General features: G+C 64.2%; 16 protein-coding genes. 11 read left to right on the forward strand and 5 right to left on the reverse strand.

Annotated elements, in window-relative coordinates; translation table 11 throughout:
* Window positions 1-19: 19 nt before the first annotated feature.
* Entirely contained in the window at window positions 20-1321 is a 1302-nt protein-coding gene (gene guaD / locus ACGYLD_RS09110) for a guanine deaminase (protein WP_394402208.1), read from the reverse strand.
* Between the two features lie 122 nt (window positions 1322-1443).
* Here guaD and mgtE point away from each other — a divergent pair, with 122 nt between their 5' ends.
* From mgtE to ACGYLD_RS09130, 4 genes are all read left to right on the forward strand, one after another.
* Window positions 1444-2847 carry a magnesium transporter gene (gene mgtE / locus ACGYLD_RS09115; protein WP_168612242.1) on the forward strand — a complete coding sequence of 468 codons (1404 nt, stop codon included), beginning with the start codon at window positions 1444-1446 and terminating at the stop codon, window positions 2845-2847.
* Window positions 2844-3431 (forward strand): 5-formyltetrahydrofolate cyclo-ligase, encoded by a 588-nt coding sequence (locus ACGYLD_RS09120; RefSeq protein WP_394402212.1) that lies wholly within the window; start codon window positions 2844-2846, stop codon window positions 3429-3431. The genes mgtE and ACGYLD_RS09120 overlap by 4 nt, the downstream gene beginning before the upstream one ends.
* A gap of 39 nt (window positions 3432-3470) precedes the next feature.
* Window positions 3471-4283 (forward strand): TIGR00282 family metallophosphoesterase, encoded by an 813-nt coding sequence (locus ACGYLD_RS09125; RefSeq protein WP_271693228.1) that lies wholly within the window; start codon window positions 3471-3473, stop codon window positions 4281-4283.
* A gap of 94 nt (window positions 4284-4377) precedes the next feature.
* The gene (locus tag ACGYLD_RS09130) at window positions 4378-6150 is read left to right on the forward strand and encodes an SLC13 family permease (protein WP_271693229.1); all 1773 of its coding nucleotides are present in this window, start codon (window positions 4378-4380) and stop codon (window positions 6148-6150) included.
* A 1-nt stretch (window position 6151) separates the two neighbouring features.
* On the opposite strand, the gene ACGYLD_RS09135 is transcribed toward ACGYLD_RS09130, so the two are convergent.
* On the reverse strand, window positions 6152-7186 hold the full coding sequence (locus ACGYLD_RS09135; RefSeq protein ID WP_271693230.1) for a hypothetical protein: 1035 nt from the start codon (window positions 7184-7186) through the stop codon (window positions 6152-6154).
* Between the two features lie 319 nt (window positions 7187-7505).
* On the opposite strand from ACGYLD_RS09135, the gene ACGYLD_RS09140 reads away from it, so the two are divergent.
* On the forward strand, window positions 7506-8927 hold the full coding sequence (locus ACGYLD_RS09140; RefSeq protein WP_394402217.1) for a hypothetical protein: 1422 nt from the start codon (window positions 7506-7508) through the stop codon (window positions 8925-8927).
* Between the two features lie 68 nt (window positions 8928-8995).
* On the opposite strand, the gene ACGYLD_RS09145 is transcribed toward ACGYLD_RS09140, so the two are convergent.
* Together ACGYLD_RS09145 and ACGYLD_RS09150 are read right to left on the reverse strand one after the other, a co-directional pair.
* Window positions 8996-9865, reverse strand: coding sequence for a bile acid:sodium symporter family protein (locus tag ACGYLD_RS09145; protein ID WP_394402220.1), 870 nt, complete (start codon window positions 9863-9865; stop codon window positions 8996-8998).
* Between the two features lie 65 nt (window positions 9866-9930).
* Window positions 9931-11703, reverse strand: coding sequence for an SLC13 family permease (locus ACGYLD_RS09150; RefSeq protein WP_322328161.1), 1773 nt, complete (start codon window positions 11701-11703; stop codon window positions 9931-9933).
* 119 nt (window positions 11704-11822) lie between these two features.
* On the opposite strand from ACGYLD_RS09150, the gene ACGYLD_RS09155 reads away from it, so the two are divergent.
* Window positions 11823-12563 (forward strand): YebC/PmpR family DNA-binding transcriptional regulator, encoded by a 741-nt coding sequence (locus ACGYLD_RS09155; protein WP_394402223.1) that lies wholly within the window; start codon window positions 11823-11825, stop codon window positions 12561-12563.
* Here the strand turns inward: ACGYLD_RS09155 and ACGYLD_RS09160 are convergent.
* Window positions 12560-13441: a LysR family transcriptional regulator ArgP gene (locus ACGYLD_RS09160; protein ID WP_394402226.1), complete on the reverse strand. Its 882-nt coding sequence runs from the start codon at window positions 13439-13441 to the stop codon at window positions 12560-12562. The genes ACGYLD_RS09155 and ACGYLD_RS09160 overlap by 4 nt on opposite strands.
* 91 nt (window positions 13442-13532) lie before the next feature.
* Between ACGYLD_RS09160 and ACGYLD_RS09165 the strand changes: the two genes are divergently transcribed.
* The 5 genes from ACGYLD_RS09165 to betA all read left to right on the forward strand — a co-directional run bounded on the left by ACGYLD_RS09165 (window position 13533) and on the right by betA (window position 19135).
* Window positions 13533-14132: a LysE/ArgO family amino acid transporter gene (locus ACGYLD_RS09165; RefSeq protein ID WP_209219057.1), complete on the forward strand. Its 600-nt coding sequence runs from the start codon at window positions 13533-13535 to the stop codon at window positions 14130-14132.
* 55 nt (window positions 14133-14187) lie between these two features.
* Window positions 14188-15117, forward strand: coding sequence for a DMT family transporter (locus ACGYLD_RS09170; RefSeq protein ID WP_136720479.1), 930 nt, complete (start codon window positions 14188-14190; stop codon window positions 15115-15117).
* Window positions 15118-15209: 92 nt separating this feature from the next.
* A complete protein-coding gene (gene betI / locus ACGYLD_RS09175) occupies window positions 15210-15785 on the forward strand; it encodes a choline-responsive transcriptional repressor BetI (RefSeq protein WP_209219056.1) in 576 nt (191 codons plus the stop codon).
* Window positions 15786-15861: 76 nt separating this feature from the next.
* Window positions 15862-17319, forward strand: coding sequence for a betaine-aldehyde dehydrogenase (betB, locus tag ACGYLD_RS09180; protein WP_271693236.1), 1458 nt, complete (start codon window positions 15862-15864; stop codon window positions 17317-17319).
* Between the two features lie 157 nt (window positions 17320-17476).
* Window positions 17477-19135 carry a choline dehydrogenase gene (gene betA, locus ACGYLD_RS09185; RefSeq protein WP_394402229.1) on the forward strand — a complete coding sequence of 553 codons (1659 nt, stop codon included), beginning with the start codon at window positions 17477-17479 and terminating at the stop codon, window positions 19133-19135.
* Window positions 19136-19141: the final 6 nt, after the last annotated feature.

Here is a 19141-nt window from a genome sequence, read left to right on the forward strand (position 1 = left end):
GCCCTCGGCGGGAGGCGCGTTACGCCGTGCCGCCCCGCCGTGCGCCCGCCACCCAAACATCCGCAATCGCGCGGTCGTCGCCCATCATGATCGTGGCGAAAAGGCTTTCCCAAATGTCTTTGGCCGCCGCGTGACGTTGCGCGATGGCGGGGGTGGAGTCGAGCGACAGCACGGTGATGTCGGCGTCCATCCCTTCGGCCAGTGAACCCACATGATCTTGCAAATGCAGGCTGCAGGCCGAGCCTGCGGTGGCCAGCCAAATGAGCTGTGCCGCATGCAGCGGCGTGCCGCGCAGCTGGCCGACCTCATAGGCCGCCGCCATGGTGCGCAGCATCGAAAAGGACGAGCCGCCGCCGGTATCCGTCGCCAGCGCCAGCGGGATGCCCCGCGCGGCAAGGCCGGTCATGTCGAACAGCCCCGAGCCGATGAAGGTGTTTGAGGTCGGGCAATGCACCAGCGCACCGCCGACCTCCGCCAGCCGGTCAATCTCGCGCGGTTCCAGATGGATCGCATGGCCGTAGAGGCCGCGTTCGCCCAGCAGGCCGTGGGCCTCATAGGTATCAAGGTAATCGCGCGCCTCTGGGAACAGGTCACGGACCCATTCGATCTCATCCGTCTGCTCGCTGAGGTGCGTCTGCATCAGGCAGGTCGGATGCTCGGCCCAAAGCGCGCCGAGGGTGGAGAGCTGCTCGGGCGTGGAGGTGGGCGAGAAACGTGGCGTGATCGCATAGGTCGCGCGGCCCTTGCCGTGCCAGCGCTCGATCAGCGCTTTGCTGTCGTCATAGGCCGATTGCACCGTGTCGCGCAGCCCTTCGGGCGCGTTGCGGTCCATGCAGGTCTTGCCCGCGACGATCCGCTGGCCCCGCTCCGCCGCCGCCTGAAACAGCGCATCGGCGCTATGGGGGTGGATGGTGCAATAGGACGCGACCGTGGTGGTGCCATGGGCCAGCGTCAGGTCCAGATAGCGCGCGGCAATCTCGCCCGCGTAGGCGGGATCCGACAGGCGCATCTCCTCGGGGAAAGTATAGGTGTTCAGCCAGTCGATCAGCCGCTTGCCCCATGAGGCGATGATCGCGGTCTGCGGGTAGTGCACATGGGCATCGACAAAACCCGGGCAGATCAGCGCATCGGCGTAGCGCGTCACCTCGGCCTGCGGATGCGCGGCGCGCAGCGCGTCCCCCTTGCCGACGGCGGCGATCCGGCCGTTTTCGATCAGCACACCGCCTTGGGTGTCGATCTTCACGGCATCCTCCCAAGCGCTTTGCATCGGGTTGCCGGAATAGGTGAGCGTCGCGCCCAAAAGGAGTCGTTGATTTGTCATGCCAGTGGTTTAGGTGAGGGCGGGACGGGGAACAATACCGAAGCGTCGCTGGTGCCGTTGTATCGGTTTGGGCGCTCGCATACTATCGTTCTCAACAAAGGCGCAGAGACGGAGAGCAGCGGATGTCAGAGCAGATCGAAGAGCTGGATCCGGCGGCCTCCCCTGAAGAGCGTGCCGAGGCCTATGTGCTGGACCGCAAAGCGGTGGCCGCGATCCTTGAGGCGGTAGAGGCCAATGATCAGGCCCATCTGACCCAACTGATGGAGCCGCTACACGCGGCAGATATCGCCGACCTTCTTGAGCAGATCGACGAGGACGACCGCGCCGCCTTGATCCGGCTTTACGGGCAGGAGTTCGACGGGGAGATCCTGTCGGAACTCGACGAGTCGGTCCGTGAGGAAGTCATCAGCATCCTGACGCCGCAGGTTCTGACCCAAGCGGTGCGCGAGCTGGACAGCGACGATGTGGTCGACCTGATCGAAGATCTGGAAGACGCACAGCAGGAAACCATTCTCGACGCGCTGGAAGAGACCGACCGCGTCGCGGTGGAACAGGCGCTGAACTGGCCCGAATATTCCGCCGGTCGTCTGATGCAGCGCGAGGTTGTCATGGCGCCAGAGCATTGGACGGTGGGCCAAGCCATCGACCATCTGCGCGCCACCAAGGAAGAAGACCTGCCGGATCAGTTTTATCACATCGTCATGGTCGACCCGCGCCTGCACCCGGTGGGCAATGTGACCTTAGGCAAGCTCATGCGCTCGCGCCGCGAGACGCGTCTGGCGGATATTCTGGAAGAGACCTTTCAGATCATCCCTGCCATGCGCGATGAGGGCGATGTGGCCTATGCCTTCAACCAGTACCACCTGATTTCGGCCCCCGTGGTCGATGAAGAGGGGCGGCTCATTGGGGTCATCACCATTGACGATGCCATGGCCGTGCTCGACGAAGAACACGAAGAAGACATCCTGCGACTGGCGGGTGTGGGCGAGGGGTCGCTCTCTGACCGGGTGACGGAGACGACGAAGCAGCGGCTGCCGTGGCTGGCGGTGAACCTTGTGACGGCGATTGCGGCTTCGGTGGTGATCTCGCAATTCGAGGCGGCGATTGCGCAGATCGTGGCGCTGGCCGTGTTGATGCCGATTGTGGCCTCCATGGGTGGCAACGCAGGCACGCAGAGCTTGACGGTGGCGGTGCGCGCCATCGCGACCAAAGACCTCACCGGCTCCAACGTTTGGCGGGTGATCCGGCGTGAGGTCTTGGTGGGGCTGGTCAACGGGCTGATATTCGCGGTGATCATGGGGATCGTCGGCGTGCTTTGGTTCGGCTCGCCGGGGCTGGGCTATGTCATCGCCACGGCCATGGTGATCAACCTCGTGGTAGCGGGGCTTGCGGGCACCGGCATCCCGATCTTGCTGGAGCGGTTCGGGGTGGACCCGGCGCTTGCCTCAGGCGCGTTTGTGACGACGGTGACGGATGTGGTAGGCTTTTTCGCCTTCCTCGGCCTTGCCGCCTTGGTGCTGTTGTGAGCGATTGCGCCGCCCGGAAGGCCGAGGCGCGAAAGGCGGCCTTTGTCCGCCGTAAGCCCTTGTTCGAACAGGCGAATGCGGCGCAGGCGGGCTATCTTTCCGAGGTTTTGGCAGGCTGCCGCGGCGTGCCGCTGTCGGGTTTCATGCCGATCCGAACGGAGATTGATCCACGCCCCGCCATGGCTGAGGCTTGCGCCCATGGTCCCGTCGGCGTGCCAGTGATCAAAAAGCCGAACCACCCGCTGTCCTTTGCCCGTTGGACCCCCGAGACAGCGATGGTGCCGGGCACCTTCGGCGCGATGATCCCCGCAGAAACCGACTTTTTTGAGCCCGAGATCGTGATCGTGCCGCTATTGGCCTTCAACCGCGCGGGCGGGCGGCTGGGCTATGGCGGCGGCTTTTATGACCGTACGCTGGCGATGCTGCGCAGGCGGCGGGCCACGCTGGCCATCGGCTTTGCCTTCGCGGGGCAGGAGTGGGACGACATTCCGCTAGAAGACACCGACGCGCCGCTCGATCTGATCGTGACCGAAGCCGGGGTGATCGAGGTGACGCCGGGCCAACCTCCGTCCCACGCGGAATAAGGGTTGCCGCCAAGCCGCGCGCGTCCTAGTCCATAAGTTATGAAGATTTTGTTTCTTGGCGATGTGATGGGCCGGGCCGGACGGCGGGCGATCACCGAAAATCTGGCGCGGCTGCGGCGCGACTGGAAGCTCGATTTCATTGTGGTCAACGGCGAGAATGCGACCGGCGGCATGGGGCTTTCGGGCGCACATGCCAAGACGCTCCTCGATGCTGGGGCCGATTGTCTGACCCTTGGCGATCACGCTTTCGACCAGAAAGACATGCTCAGCTTTATCGAGCAGGAGCCGCGGGTGATCCGCCCGCTGAACTTCTCCAAATCCGCGCCGGGCAAGGGGGCTAAACTGTTCACGGCGCAGAACGGCAAGAAGGTTCTGGTCACCCAAGCGCTCGGGCAGGTCTTTATGAAGCGGCCCTTCGATGACCCTTTCTCGGCGCTGGAGCCGGTGCTGAAAACCCATCCTTTGGGCGGCATGGCGCAGGCGATCATTGTCGATATGCACTGCGAAGCCACGAGTGAGAAGATGGCCATGGGCCATTGGTGCGACGGGCGTGCGAGCCTTGTGGTCGGCACCCATACACATGTCCCCACGGCGGATGCGATGATCCTGCCATGCGGGACGGGCTACCTGAGCGATGCCGGCATGTGCGGCGATTATCATTCGGTGATCGGCATGGACAAGGCCGAGCCGCTGCGCCGTTTCATCACCGGCATGCCGCGCGAACGTTTTACTCCCGCCAATGGCGAAGCAACCCTGTCGGGCGTCTATATCGAGACTGACGACCGCACGGGCCGCGCCACGCGGATCGTCCCGGTGCGTGAGGGCGGTGCCCTTCAGGCCAGCGCCCCTTAAGATCAGCAAGGCGCGGCCCGTGCGTCGCGCTTGCACCGAGGGCTGCAATCGGCGTAACTGGACAACGGCCTTTTGCCCGAATGACAGGTTCTTGATGGAATTTTTCAGCTTCTCTCCGATGGAGACGGCGGTGCTTACCCTCGTGGTTGTCGGCATGATGTTCGTGCTTTTCCTGCGCGAAGCCTTTCCGACCGAAGTCGTCGCCATCGCCGGGGCGGCCTTGCTGCTGGCCCTTGGCGTGCTGCCCTATGATGACGCGCTTGAGGTGCTTTCAAACCCCGCGCCTTGGACCATCGCGGCGATGTTCATCATCATGGGGGCCTTGGTCCGCACCGGGGCGTTGGATGTGTTGACGCGGTTGGCCGAACGCTCGGCCAAGACCCACCCCAAGACGGCGGTGGCGGGGGTGATCCTGTCGGTCATGGCGGCCAGTGCGATCATGAACAACACGCCCGTGGTGGTGGTCATGATCCCGGTGGTGGTACAGTTGACCCGCACGCTGAACACCAAGGCCTCCAAGCTGTTGATACCGCTCAGCTATGCCGCGATCATGGGCGGCTCTCTGACGCTGATCGGCACCTCCACCAACCTATTGGTCGATGGTGTGGCGCGGTCGCAGGGCATGGCCCCTTTCGGCATTTTCGAGATCCTGCCCGTGGGCCTTGTGGTCTGTGCTTGGGGCTTGCTTTACATGCTGCTCCTCGCCGACCGGCTGCTGCCCGCGCGCGACAGCATGGCGAATATGCTCTCTGACCGATCCAAGATGAAATTCTTTACCGAGGCGGTGATCCCGCCCGAAAGCAACCTAATTGGCCGTGAAGTGCTGGACGTGCAGCTTTTTAAACGCGAGGGCGTGCGGTTGATCGACGTGGTGCGGGGCGACGATTCATTGCGTCGCAACCTCAAAGGAGTCGCGCTTCAGGTCGGCGACCGTGTCGTGCTGCGCACCCAGATGACCGAGCTTCTCAGTCTGCAAAACAACAAGGAACTCCGCCGGGTCGACCAGCTTTCGGCAGTGGAGACCACGACCGTCGAGGTGCTGATCACGCCGGGTTGCCGGATGGTGGGGCGCAGCTTGGGCTCAATGCGGCTGCGGCGGCGCTATGGGGTCTATCCGCTGGCGGTGCATCGGCGGAACCAGAACATCGGCCAGCAGCTTGACCAGTTGATCGTCAAGGTCGGCGATACGCTGCTGCTGGAAGGGGCTGCCGAAGACATCCAGCGGCTGGCGAGCGAGATGAACCTTGTCGATGTGACCCAACCTTCGGCCCGGGCGTTCCGCCGGGGGCATGCGCCGATCGCCATTGCCGCCCTCGTGGGGATCGTGGCGCTGGCGGCCTTCAACGTGGCGCCAATCCTCCTGCTGGCCGTGATCGCCGTGGCCGTGGTGCTGGTGACGGGCTGTATCGACGCGGAGGAGGCTTTCTCTTTCGTGGAGGGGCGTTTGCTGGCGCTAATCTTTGCCATGTTGGCGGTTGGCGCGGCCTTGCAGAATTCCGGCGCGATCACGCTAATCGTCGACAATATCGCGCCGGGGCTGGCGCAATTGCCGCCGTTTTTCATCATCTGGGCGGTGTTCCTGCTGACCACCATCCTGACCGAGATCGTCAGCAACAATGCCGTGGCGGTGATTATGACGCCGATTGCCATCAGCCTCAGCACCGCGCTTGGCATGGACCCGCGCCCGCTGGTGGTGGCGGTGATGATCGCTGCCTCCTGCGCCTTTGCCACGCCCATCGGCTATCAGACCAACACGCTGGTTTACGGGCCGGGGGGCTATCGCTTCACCGATTTCATGCGCATCGGGATCCCGCTGAACCTGAGCATGTCGGTGCTGGTCAGCGCGGTGATCCCGCTCATTTGGTAGCTTAGGCGCTGCGCGGCACGTCGGACTGGGCGACGATTGCGTCAAAGCCCGCTTGCGCCTCAAGGAAGTTACGGGTCAGCGGGGCGGTGAGTTCGGATTGGTCCGAGAAATAGGCCCCGACCCGACAGATATGGGCCGCGAATTCAGGATGCACCCCGGCGTCGTCATAGCGTCGGATGCGGTCCTTGCTCAGCCAGCCGCGCTTCTTGGCCTCTTTGCTGATCAGTTTGAGCCGCTGCACCGCGTGGAAGGTTAGGTAGACCGAGAGGTAATCGAGGTAGTCGGGCAGGGCGATGCCGCAGGTCGGATCGAAGGCGTCGATCACCACATCCACCATATCCGGCGGGGCGATGGGCCATGCCTCATCCCCGATCAGCCAAGCGATGTCTTCGGCCCCGTGGCGCAGACCGGCATATTCAAAGTCGAACCAGCGCAGCTTGTCATCCGCGCCAATCGCGGCATTGCCTGAGCGGCAGTCCCATTTGACGAATTGCCGCGCCGGGGCGTTGATGCGTTCATAGGCGGCGGTGCGGTCGAACTGGTCCGAGATGCCGCCGCCGAGGTCTTTCAGAAAATCCACCGCATCGACGAAGTTCAGCACCCAGTCGCGGTTGTTGCCCAGATGCGGCATGATCGCGTTCAACTCGGTCTGGCGCGCGGCGCCGTGGATGCGGAAGATGGCCGAGACGGCCTCGGCTGCGAGGGTAAGCTGTTCGGCGCGTTCCACCCGCGCGACCTCGACGTTGAGGCGGCGTTTGCCGACGTCGGATTGGAACATGATCTCTCCCACAACGCCCAGACATTCGGGCAGGTCGCTGCAGTGGCGGCCAAGCTCGGTCAGCACATGGGCTTCGAGATGGGTGCGGCGGAAGTTCGGGCGCAGGGTGGCGATCACCGTGCGGTCGGTCAGATGCAGCCGAAAGCTCGACCGGTTTTCGCCGCCCGGCGCCGATACCCGCGCCACATCTTGCCCGAAATGCTTGCGCGCCGCCGCGGCGATCTGGGCCTGAGCGCTTTGTTCCTTGGGTCGTGCCATGGGGCCTCCGCTGGTGTTTTCGCCTGTCTAGGTCGGCTGGCTGACGAGGGTACGGCGGGTTTTGGGCAAAACAAAGGCAATTTCCACCTATCCCGACGGGAGTGATTCGCACCCCATCAGCGCATTTGACCTGCACGAAAGAACAATGCCCTCTCAGGGTGTCTCACTGTTTCGATTTATCACGCTTTGTCGGCCCAATTTACCCAAAAAATGGAAAGAATTTGGCGGAAATAGGCGCCGCTGCTAGCTTCACAGGTCAGTGGGGGATGCGGCGCTGCAAAGCGGCCGCGGCTGCAAATGCATATGAGGGATTGGCGTCATGGGTTACAGATTCTCAAAGGGTTGGAACAGCAAGGACAATAGCTGGTCCACTGGCGGTGAAGCGGGCAGCGGTTGCGATGCCAGCGGAACGAAGTCCTATCACAACGGCGGGGTAGAGGGCTCCTCCTTCGCGAAGTGGTATGACAAGCACTTGGCCGGGAAGTTCGACGGGAACGATGACGGCAAAGGCTTTGGTTCGGGTGGGACCAAGGGGTCCGGTTCTGGCGGCACGAAAGGTTCCGGCTCGGGTGGTACAAAGGGTTCCGGTTCGGGTGGCACGAAGGGGTCTGGCTCTGGCGGCACGAAGGGCTCTGGCTCGGGCGGCACCAAGGGTTCCGGTTCTGGTGGCACGAAAGGTTCGGGCTCCGGCGGTACGAAGGGCTCCGGCTCTGGTGGCACCAAGGGCTCCGGCTCGGGTGGCACGAAGGGTTCTGGTTCTGGCGGCACGAAAGGCTCCGGCTCGGGTGGCACTAAGGGTTCCGGTTCCGGCGGAACGAAGGGCTCCGGCTCGGGTGGGACCAAGGGCTCCGGCTCGGGTGGCACGAAAGGCTCCGGCTCGGGTGGCACGAAGGGCTCCGGTTCTGGTGGCACCAAGGGTTCCGGTTCCGGCGGTACGAAAGGCTCCGGTTCTGGCGGCACGAAGGGCTCCGGTTCTGGTGGCACCAAGGGTTCCGGTTCTGGCGGTACGAAAGGCTCCGGCTCCGGCGGGACTAAAGGCTCCGGCTCCGGCGGCACCAAAGGTTCCGGCTCTTGCGGCACTAAGGGGTCTGGTTCGGGTGGTACGCAAGGGGGTGATACCGGTGGCGACGATAAGTCCGTTCTTAATTTCCTGATGGGAGAGAGTGGGGAGATCACAATCGCCGTCACGGAAACGCCGGAGGGGCAGTTGCACTTCAACCTCTCGCCCACTGATCCCGAAGCGGAATCCCACGCTGACATCAACGGGCTTTTCTTCAATGTGACTGATGGCAGCGCAATCGAAGAACTGAACTTCTTCCCTGATGTGAACGCCGAAGGCTATCACCTGACGGATGTGAAGGCCGTGGATGACGGTGTCGAGGGTTTCGCGGGTGGTCCCCAAGCGGGGGGCAGCTTCGATGTGGGTCTGCAGTTCGGCACGACCGCTGACAGTTCCGATGATGAGGTCACAAGCACGAACTTCACCCTCTGGACCTATCCCGGCTCGCTGTCTTTCGAAGATATCGATCTGAGCGGCATGCGTGTCGTGGTGGACTCGGATGAGAGCGGCGGCGAGGTGCTTGAGGTGTCTGGTATGGTCGACCCTGACATGGAGGGCTCCGAGGCCGATACCTCCGACCCCACGAGCGCCCTCATGGACGCGCTGACCCTCGCCTCCGTGCCGGAGGAAGAAGACGAAGGGGTGGACACCTGCGAGGATGACGCTTTCGACATGGCCTAAGGGGCCGTCAGTCTAAAGACGAAAGGCGCGTCCCTCGGGGCGCGCCTTTTGCTTGGCGGGCGTCGCCCTCAGCGTCCGCGCATCCAAAGGACGAAGGGCAGGGCCACCAGATACATCGTGATGCCATAGACCGCCGAGGGCAGAGCATAGGCGCTGAATCCCGACGCTTGGCCCGAGATCAATCCGGCGAGGGTGATGCCAAGCGTCGCGTTCTGGATGCCCACTTCGACCGAGATCGTCTTGCGCGTCTGCCACGCCAGCCCGGCCGCTGCGGCAATGCCCAGCCCCAGCAACAACAGCGCCGCGTTCATGCTGATGAGCGCGGGACCAAGGCGGGCGAGATTCTCGGTGAAAACGCTCCAATTTCCGGCCAATGCGGCGAGGACAATCAGCACGAAGAGCAGCGCGGCGAGAGCGGAGAGACCCGGCTCGATCCGCGCGGCAAAGCCGGGGGCGAGGTGGCGCAGGGCAAGCCCAAGCGCCACGGGCAGGGTGGTGATCACGAACATCGCGACCGCCAGCGCCGCGACCGAAACATCCGGCGCGGCATCGCCCATGAAATGCCGCACAGCGATGGCGGTGAAGACCGGCACGGTCAGGATGCTCAGAAGCGAGACCACCGCCGTCAAAGTCACTGAAAGCGCCACATCGCCCCGCGCGAATTTGCTGATCATATTCGAGGTCACGCCGGCCGGGCAGAAGGAGAGGATCATCAGCCCGACGGCCAGTTCTCCGCGCAGGCCAAAGGCCATGGCCACCGCCCATGCGGCAGCGGGCACCAGCACCACTTGGCAAAGCGCGCCCAAGGCAAAGGCGCGCGGGTATTTCGCCACGCGGGTGAAGTCTGGGACCGTGAGGCCCACCCCCAGTGACAGCATGATGATCGCCAATGACAGCGGCAGTACGACGTTGATTAGAATGTCCATTTGTCCCCCCAAAGCTGGAAATCAGCCTAGGGGCGGCAAATACGTTCTGGCAAGCGTCACGCGCGGGGATGCCGGGATTACAGCGGCCAGAAAAACAGGATCGCGGGGATCGAGACGGCGACCACGATGATCTCCAGCGGCAGCCCCATGCGCCAATAGTCGCCGAAGGAATAGCCGCCGGGGCCAAGGATCAGCGTGTTGTTCTTATGCCCAATCGGCGTGAGGAAAGCCGAGGAGGCCGCCACCGCCACCGCCATCAGGAACGGATCGGGGGAAACGCCGAGCGACTGCGCCATCTGGATGCCCACCGGCGCCGCGACGATGGTCGTCGCGGTGTTGTTGAGCACATCCGACAGCGACATGGTCACCACCATCAGAACCGTGAGGACCACCCAAGCGGGCAGTCCCTCGGTCAGCCCCACCAGCGCGCCCGCGATCAATTCGGTCCCGCCCGAGGTCTCCAGGGCCGCGCCCAGCGGGATCATGGAGCCCAACAGCACGATGACCGGCCATTCGATATGGGTATAGAGTTCCGACAGCGGCACGATCTTGGCCAGCACATAGCCGACCACGACGATTCCAAGCGCGATGGGCAGGTAGATCAGCCCGAAAGAGGCCGCCGCCACGGCCCCCGCGAACATCGCAATGGCCAGCCATGTCTTGCTGTCTTGCGTCACCGCAAGCCCCCGGTCGGCCAACGGGAGCACGCCCAGCCAGTCGGTGACATGGGCCACCGTGTCGCGCGGGACCAGCAGCAACAGGATATCCCCCGGTTTCAGCTCAGTCGTGCGCAGTTGCGAGGTGATCTTGCGGCCCTGTCGCGACAGGCCCAGAAGCACCGTGCGCTGCCGCCACGACAGGCCCACCGCCTGCGCCGTGCGCCCGTTGAGCCGCGAGCCATCGGTCACCACGACCTCGACAATCTCGACCCCGTCACCGTCAGCCAGCAGCAGGTCTTCGCGGTCCCGGTCGGCCAGCGCGAGGTTCAGCGTGCTGCGGAATTCGTCCAGCGCGTCGGGCGTGGCCTCGAGCACGATCGCGTCTCCGGCTTGCAGCACCACGTTGCGCGCCGTGCCATAGCGCCGCTTGCCGTCGCGCATCAGGCCCAAGATCGCCACATCGGCGCGATGCGCCTCTTCTTGCAACTCGGCCAGCCGTTTGCCGATCTGTTTGTTGCCTTCGGGCACGGTTAGCTCGGCGATATATTGGGCGATGTCCTCAGCCTCGATCATCGCGTCTTCGCGGGCGGGGATCAGCCGCCAGCCGATCAGCGCGACAAAGATCAGCCCCGCAATGGCGGCCAACCCGCCCACGGGGGCGAAATCGAACATCTTGAAAGGCGCGCCCAAGGATTCCTGCCGGATGGAGGCGATGATGATATTGGGCGGCGTGCCGATCAGCGTGGCCATGCCGCCAAGGATGGTGGCGAAACTGAGTGGCATCAGGCTCAGCCCCGGCGCGCGGCCCGCCTTGCGTGCAGTCTGGATGTCGACCGGCATCAGCAGGGCCAAGGCGGCGACATTGTTCATAAAGGCCGACAGCACCCCGCCCACGGCGCCCATCATGGTGATATGCGCGCCCAAGCTGCGCGAACTGTCGACCAGCGTGCGGGTGATCAGCATCACCGCGCCCGAACGGACCAACCCAGCCGAAACCACCAAGACCAGCGCCACGATCAGCGTGGCCGGATGGCCGAAACCGTCAAAAGCGTTTTCCGTGGGCACCACCCCCAGCACCACGCCGAGCATCAGCGCCCCGAAGGCCACGATGTCATAGCGAAACCGCCCCCAGAGCAGCAGACCAAAGACCGCGCCGAAGAGGGTGAAAAGGATGATCTGATCAGTGGTCATAAATCCGGTCTAACGTGGTTGCCCCATTGGCGGAAAGCTAAGCACAGGCCGGGTGGCTTGTTCCAGCGGTGATGCTGGCATATAGAGTGGCGCAAACGCATTGCCAGAACGAGGTATTCATGGCCGGTCACTCCAAATGGGCAAACATCCAGCATCGCAAGGGCCGTCAGGACAAGCTGCGCGCCAAGGTGTTTTCCAAACTCTCCAAGGAAATCACCATCGCGGCCAAGATGGGCGACCCCGACCCGGACAAGAACCCGCGTCTTCGTCTGGCGGTGAAAGAGGCCAAGGGCCAGTCCATGCCCAAGGACAACATCGAACGCGCCATTAAGAAGGCCGTCGGCGGTGAGGGCGAGGATTACGAGGAAATCCGCTATGAGGGCTATGGCCCCAATGGCGTGGCGGTGATCGTTGAGGCGATGACCGACAACCGCAACCGCACCGCCTCGACCGTGCGCTCGACCTTCACCAAGAACGGCGGCAATCTGGGCGAAACCGGTTCGGTCGGCTTCATGTTCGAGCGCAAGGGCGAGGTGATCTACCCGGCTTCCGTGGGCGACGCCGACACCGTGATGATGGCCGCGATCGAAGCGGGCGCCGAAGACGTGGAAAGCTCCGAAGAAGGCCATGTGATCTATTGCGCCGACACCGATCTCAACGACGTGTCGACCGCGCTTGAGGCCGAATTGGGCGAGTCGGAATCGACCAAGCTGATCTGGCGTCCGACCACCACCACCGAGATGGATCTTGAGAACATGGAAAAGCTGATGAAGCTGATCGATGCGCTTGAGGAAGATGACGACGTGCAGCGCGTCACCACCAACTTTGAGGCCTCCGACGAGGTTATGTCGCAGCTTTAACGCGGCATTTGCACCAGCGCCTCGCGCGCCGCGGCCCTTATGGCGGCGGTGAGCGGGGCCAGCGCGGGCGCCATGATCCGCGCCACCTGCCAGTAAAGCGGCACATCCAGCGGCAGCGCGTCGTCAAGTGACACGAGCCGCCCCGCCGCCATATCCTCGGCCACCAGCGGCGCGGGGTTCATCCCCCAGCCCAGCCCTTGCCGCGCCGCCGCGACAAAGCCGTGGCTTGAGGGGAGGTGGTGGCTCGGCGGGGTCAGCCGTTGCCCGGTCTTTCGCATCAGCCACCGCCCTTGCAGTTGATCCTTATGATCGAAGGTGAGCATCGGCGCGCGGGCCAGCGCCTCGGTCGTGACGCCCTCGGCAAACCAGGTCTCGCGATAGGCGGGGCTGGCGGTGGCATGATAGCGCAGCGCCCCCAAGGGCAGGACATCGCAGCCCGGTGCCGCGCGGGCTTGCCCCGTCACCGCCGCGCTGACCTCCCCCCGTCGCAGCCAATCGGCAGAGGTGTCTTGGTCGTCGATCATCAGATCGAAGAGCATGTCGGGCACCTGCGCCAGCGCCGGGATCAGCCATGTGGCCAAGACATCCGCAGGCACGGCAAGGCGCAGCCGGGGCGGGGCGGTGGCATCGCCCGCGCCAAGCGCCTGCGCTTCGAGCAGGGCCACATCCTCCGCATGTTTGGCAAGACGCTGGCCCATGGGCGTGCCGGTGCAGGGCTGGCCGCGCAGAACGAGGGTGGCCCCCACACGATCCTCCAGCGCTTTTACCCGTTGCGAGATTGCCGAGGGGGTCACCCCCAGCACCGCCGCCGCGGCATCAAAACTGCCGAGCCGCAGGATATGGGCCAAGGCGGTTAGCTGCGCGCTGTCGAGCTGCATAAGTTTTGCTAATCCTGACATAGACTATTGAATTTGAGTAATCTGAACCGCCGGGTTAGGCAAAGGCAACCCATGTTATAGGACGCCTTTAATGTTCACCTCTCTCCTTCCCGGCTTCGCCCTCAGCCTCACCCTCATCATGGCCATCGGGGCGCAGAACGCCTTTGTCTTGCGCCAAGGGCTGCGCCGCGAACATGTGCTGCCGGTGGTGCTGGTCTGCGCTGCCTCGGACGCGGTGTTGATCATGTCGGGGGTCGCAGGCTTTGGCGCGCTGGCCGAGGCGGCCCCGTGGTTCGGCCCGCTGATGCGCTATGGCGGCGCGGCCTTCCTGCTGTGGTACGGCTGGCGCAACGCGGTTTCCGCATGGCAGGGCGGGGAGGCGCTGGAGGCCGAGGGGCAATCCACCCGCAGCCTGCGCAAGGCGATCCTAACACTGCTGGCGCTGACGTGGCTGAACCCGCATGTCTACCTCGACACCTTGGTGCTGCTCGGCTCGATCTCGGCGCAATATCCGGACCGGCTCAGCTTTGGCATCGGGGCGGTGCTGGCAAGCTTCGTCTTCTTCTTTTCACTGGGCTATGGCGCGCGGCTGCTGGCGCCGCTCTTTGCCAGACCGCGCAGTTGGCAGGTCTTGGACGCCATCATCGCCGTGACCATGTGGGCGATTGCCATCAAATTGCTTGCGATGTGAATAAAAATGCCGCGCCCATCTTGCCCTTGGCAGCGCTTTGGGAAAGGGTCGCGGCATGACACACTCTCCCGCCACCACCCCCGACATTCCCGCTCCGCCCAACCGCCCGCTTGTCGGGGTCTTTTGGATGTTGGTGACGGGGGCCTGTTTCATCGGCGTGACCGCGCTGGTGAAATACATGGGGCCGCGGCTGCCTTCGGCAGAAGCCGCTTTCCTGCGCTACGCCATGGGGTTGGTCTTTGTCCTGCCGGTCCTGCGGTCGCTGCTGGCCACACCGGTGAGCCGGCGGCAATGGGGGCTTTTCGGCATGCGGGGCCTGTGCCACGCGGGCGGGGTGATCCTGTGGTTCTACGCCATGACCCGCCTGCCCATCGCCGAGGTGACCGCGATGAACTACCTCGCGCCGATCTATGTCACCGTGGGTGCCGCGATCTTTCTGGGGGAGAAGCTGGCCGCACGGCGCATCGTGGCGGTCTGTCTGGGGCTGGCGGGGGCGGCGATCATCCTGCGGCCCGGTTTTCGCGAAGTCTCTACCGGGCATTTGGCGATGTTGCTGGCGGCGGTGGTCTTTGCCGGGTCCTACCTCTTGGCCAAGGTGCTGGCGGATGAGGCGCGCCCGGTGATGATCGTGACCATGCTGTCGATCTTCGTGACCATCGGGCTGGCGCCCTTCGCCTTTGCCGTCTGGATCACGCCGACACCGCAGGAACTGCTGATCCTCGCCGGGGTCGCCTTTTTCGCAACGGCGGGGCATTTCACCATGACGCTGGCTTTTGCCGCCGCCCCGGTGACGGTGACGCAGCCGGTCACTTTCCTGCAATTGGTCTGGGCCACGATCCTCGGCGTGGTGGTCTTTGCCGAGCCGGTGGACCTCTGGGTCGTGCTGGGCGGGGCGGTGATCTTGGGCTCTGTCACCTTTATCACATGGCGCGAAGCGATGCTGAAACGGCAGGTCACGCCCCCCTCGCATGCGACGAAATTCTGACCTTCCGCCCCGTAGGTTGGTACTTGATTGACGAGTCAATAAAGATTCCCCTATCCTGAGGCGGTCAACACTGCCCCAAGGATCCGAATCCAATGCCCAAAGTCGGAATGGAACCCATTCGCCGCTCTGCGCTGGTCAAAGCCACCATCGCCGAGATCGGCGAGGCCCAGTCGCTGGATGTGACGGTGAGCCAGATCGCCAAGCGGGCAGGCATGTCGAGCGCGCTGGCGCATCATTACTTCGGCGGTAAGAACCAGATCTTTCTGGCGGCGATGCGGCACATCTTGTCGGAATATGCCGCCGGGGTCCGCGAACGCTTGGCCACGGCCCGCACGCCGCATGACCGCGCGGCAGCAATCATCGTCGCCAGTTTCGACGATACCGGCTTTCACCCCGGCACGATCAGCGCGTGGATGACACTCTACGCCCATGCCCGCACCAACCCCGAAACCCGGCGGCTGCTGACGGCTTACCAAAGCCGGTTGCGGTCCAACCTCACACATGCGCTGCGCCCGATCAGCCCTCAGCCCGAAGGCGACGCCGAAACCTTGGCGGCGTTGATCGACGGGCTCTACCTGCGCGCGGCGCTGTCGGATGGCGTCAGCGCGGCAGAGGCTATGACTCGCGCGCTCTATACACTCGACCTGCTGCTCAAAGCGGGCCGTTGAACACCGCGGAGACGGGCGGCACCGCCGCGCTCCGCCTCTCTGAACACTCCTCGCCTCAGGCAAGAAAGTCCCTTTGATGTCCTATGATCCCCAACCCACCGCCAGCCACTTTATCGACGGCGTCTATGTCGAAGACACCAACGGCACGCCGATCCCGGTGATCTATCCCGCCACGGGCGAAAAGATCGCCACGGTCTATGCCGCCACGCCTCAGATCGTCGAACAGGCCATCGCCTCGGCCCGCCGCGCGCAGGCCGCATGGGGCGCGATGAGCGGCACCGAGCGGGGCCGCATCCTGCGCCGCGCCGCCGACATGATCCGCGACCGCAACCACGATCTGTCGGTGCTGGAAACCCAAGACACCGGCAAACCCTATCAGGAGACCTCCGTCGCCGATGCCACCAGCGGCGCGGACGCGCTGGAGTATTTTGGCGGTCTCGCCGGCAGCCTGACGGGCGAACATATCCAACTGGGCGAGGACTGGGTCTATACCCGCCGCGAGCCCTTGGGCGTCTGTGTCGGCATCGGGGCATGGAACTACCCCACCCAGATCGCCTGCTGGAAGGCCGCGCCCGCGCTGGCTTGCGGCAATGCGATGATCTTCAAACCGTCCGAGACCACGCCGCTCTGCGCCCTGAAGGTCGCCGAGATCCTGATCGAGGCCGGGCTGCCCGCGGGTCTCTTCAACGTGGTGCAGGGCATGGGCGAGGTCGGCCAGTCGCTGGTCACCGACACCCGCGTCGACAAGGTTTCGCTCACCGGCTCCGTGCCGACGGGGCGCAAGGTCTATGCCGCGGCTGCCGAGGGCATCAAACATGTGACGATGGAACTGGGCGGCAAGTCGCCCCTGATCGTCTTCGAGGACGCGGACATCGACAATGCCGTCGGCGGCGCGATCCTGGGCAACTTCTACAGCTCGGGCCAGATCTGCTCGAACGGCACCCGCGTCTTCGTGCACCGCGACATCAAGGAGAAGTTCCTCGCGCGGCTTTCCGAGCGGCTGGACAACGCCGTGATCGGTGATCCGATGGACCCCGACACCAGCTTTGGCCCGATGGTCAGCGAGCGGCAGATGCAGATCGCGCTGGACTACGTCGAGAAGGGCAAAGCCGAGGGCGCGCGGCTGGTCTATGGCGGCGCGCGGATCGAGCGTGATGGCTTCTACATGCAGCCGACCGTCTTTGCCGATGTGACCGACGACATGATCATCGCCCGCGAGGAGATCTTCGGCCCCGTCATGGCGGTGCTCGACTTCGAGGACGAAGCCGAGGTCATGGCCCGCGCCAATGCCACCGAGTTCGGCCTCGCCGCCGGTGTTTTCACCCGTGATCTTGCCCGCGCGCATCGCGTGGCGGCGGGGTTCGAGGCCGGGACCTGCTACATCAACAGCTACAACGACGCGCCGGTCGAAGCGCCCTTCGGCGGCATGAAGAACTCCGGCGTGGGCCGCGAGAACGCCAAGGCGGCGATCGAGCACTACAGCCAAGTGAAGTCGGTTTACGTGCGCATGGGTGATGTCGAGGCGCCCTTCTAAGGGGTGAATTTGCTGAGAGGTGCTTGAGGGATCAGCCTGATCCTCAAGTCACCGCGTCAATTCTGGGGAGCGATTCCCCACCGCCTCAAGGACAAGCCGCGTCTTCGCGCGGTGCTGCGCATCCTTGACCCGGCGCGGAATCACGGAAGGAAGAGCTATGGAAGCTGAATTTGTCATCGTCGGCGCGGGCTCCGCGGGCTGCGCCATGGCCTACCGTCTGGCCGAGGCGGGCCGCAAGGTCATCGTCATCGAACATGGTGGCACCGACGCCGGGCCTTTCATCCAGATGCCCGCGGCGCTCAGCTATCCGATGAACATGCCGCGCTACGACTGGGGCTATAAATCCGAGCCCGAGCCGCATTTGAACAACCGCGAATTGGTCTGCCCGCGCGGTAAAGTGATCGGCGGCTCGTCGTCGATCAACGGCATGGTCTACGTCCGCGGCCACGCCAAGGACTTCGACCATTGGGAGGAGTCCGGCGCGCGCGGCTGGTCCTACGCGGATGTGCTGCCCTACTACAAACGCATGGAAACATGGCACGAGAACGGCCACGGCGGCGATGCTGCATGGCGCGGCAAGGACGGCCCGCTGCACGTCAGCCGCGGCCCGCGCGAGAACCCGCTTTTCGACGCCTTCGTGCAGGCCGGGGCGCAGGCGGGCTACCCGGTGACCCATGACTATAACGGCGAGCAGCAAGAGGGTTTCGGCCCGATGGAGCAGACCGTCTGGAACGGGCGGCGCTGGTCGGCGGCCAATGCCTATCTGCGCCCGGCGCAGAAGACCGGCAACGTCACCCTGATCCGCGCGTTGGCGCAGCGCGTGGTGATCGAAGAGGGCCGTGCTGTGGGTGTCGAGGTCAAGCGTGGCCGCGCGACGGAGGTGATCCGCGCCAGCCGCGAGGTGGTGCTGGCGGCCTCATCGATCAACTCGCCCAAACTGCTGATGCTTTCGGGGATCGGCCCCGCCGCGCATCTGGCCGAACACGGGATCGAGGTGCTGGCCGACCGCCCCGGGGTGGGTCAGAACCTGCAGGACCATTTGGAGCTCTACATCCAGATGGCCTCGCGCCAGCCGATCACGCTCTACAAGCACTGGAACCTCTTGTCGAAGGCCGTCATCGGCGCGCAATGGCTCTTTACCAAGACCGGGATGGGGGCCTCGAACCAGTTCGAATCCGCGGCCTTCATCCGCTCGAAGCCCGGCGTGGAATACCCTGATATCCAATACCATTTCCTGCCCATTGCCGTGCGCTACGACGGGCAGGCGGCGGCCGAGGGGCATGGCTTTCAGGCCCATACCGGGCCGATGCGCTCCAAATCACGGGGCGAGATCACCCTGCGCTCCGCCGATCCTGCCGAGGCACCGCGCATCCGCTTCAACTACATGTCGCATCCCGACGATTGGGAGGAGTTCCGCACCTGTATCCGCCTCACGCGGGAGATTTTCGCGCAGGACGCCTTCAAGCCCTTCGTCAAACACGAGATCCAGCCCGGTGAAGCGCTGCAATCGGACGCGGAGCTTGACGCCTTCATCGCCGAACACGCGGAAAGCGCCTATCACCCCTGCGGCACCTGCCGCATGGGGGCGGCGGACGATCCGAACGCCGTGGTGGACCCGCAGGCGCGGGTGATCGGGGTCGAGGGGCTGCGCGTGGCCGACAGTTCGATCTTCCCGCGGATCACCAATGGCAACCTTAATGCGCCTTCGATCATGGTCGGCGAAAAGGTCTCGGACCTCCTTCTGGGCCGCGATCCGCTGCCGCGCGCGAATGACGAACCTTGGCTGCATCCGAACTGGCAGGTGGCGCAGCGTTGATCGTTA

The sequence above is a fragment of the Sulfitobacter sp. 1A12056 genome, assembly GCF_043558125.1.
Classification (GTDB): domain Bacteria; phylum Pseudomonadota; class Alphaproteobacteria; order Rhodobacterales; family Rhodobacteraceae; genus Sulfitobacter; species Sulfitobacter faviae.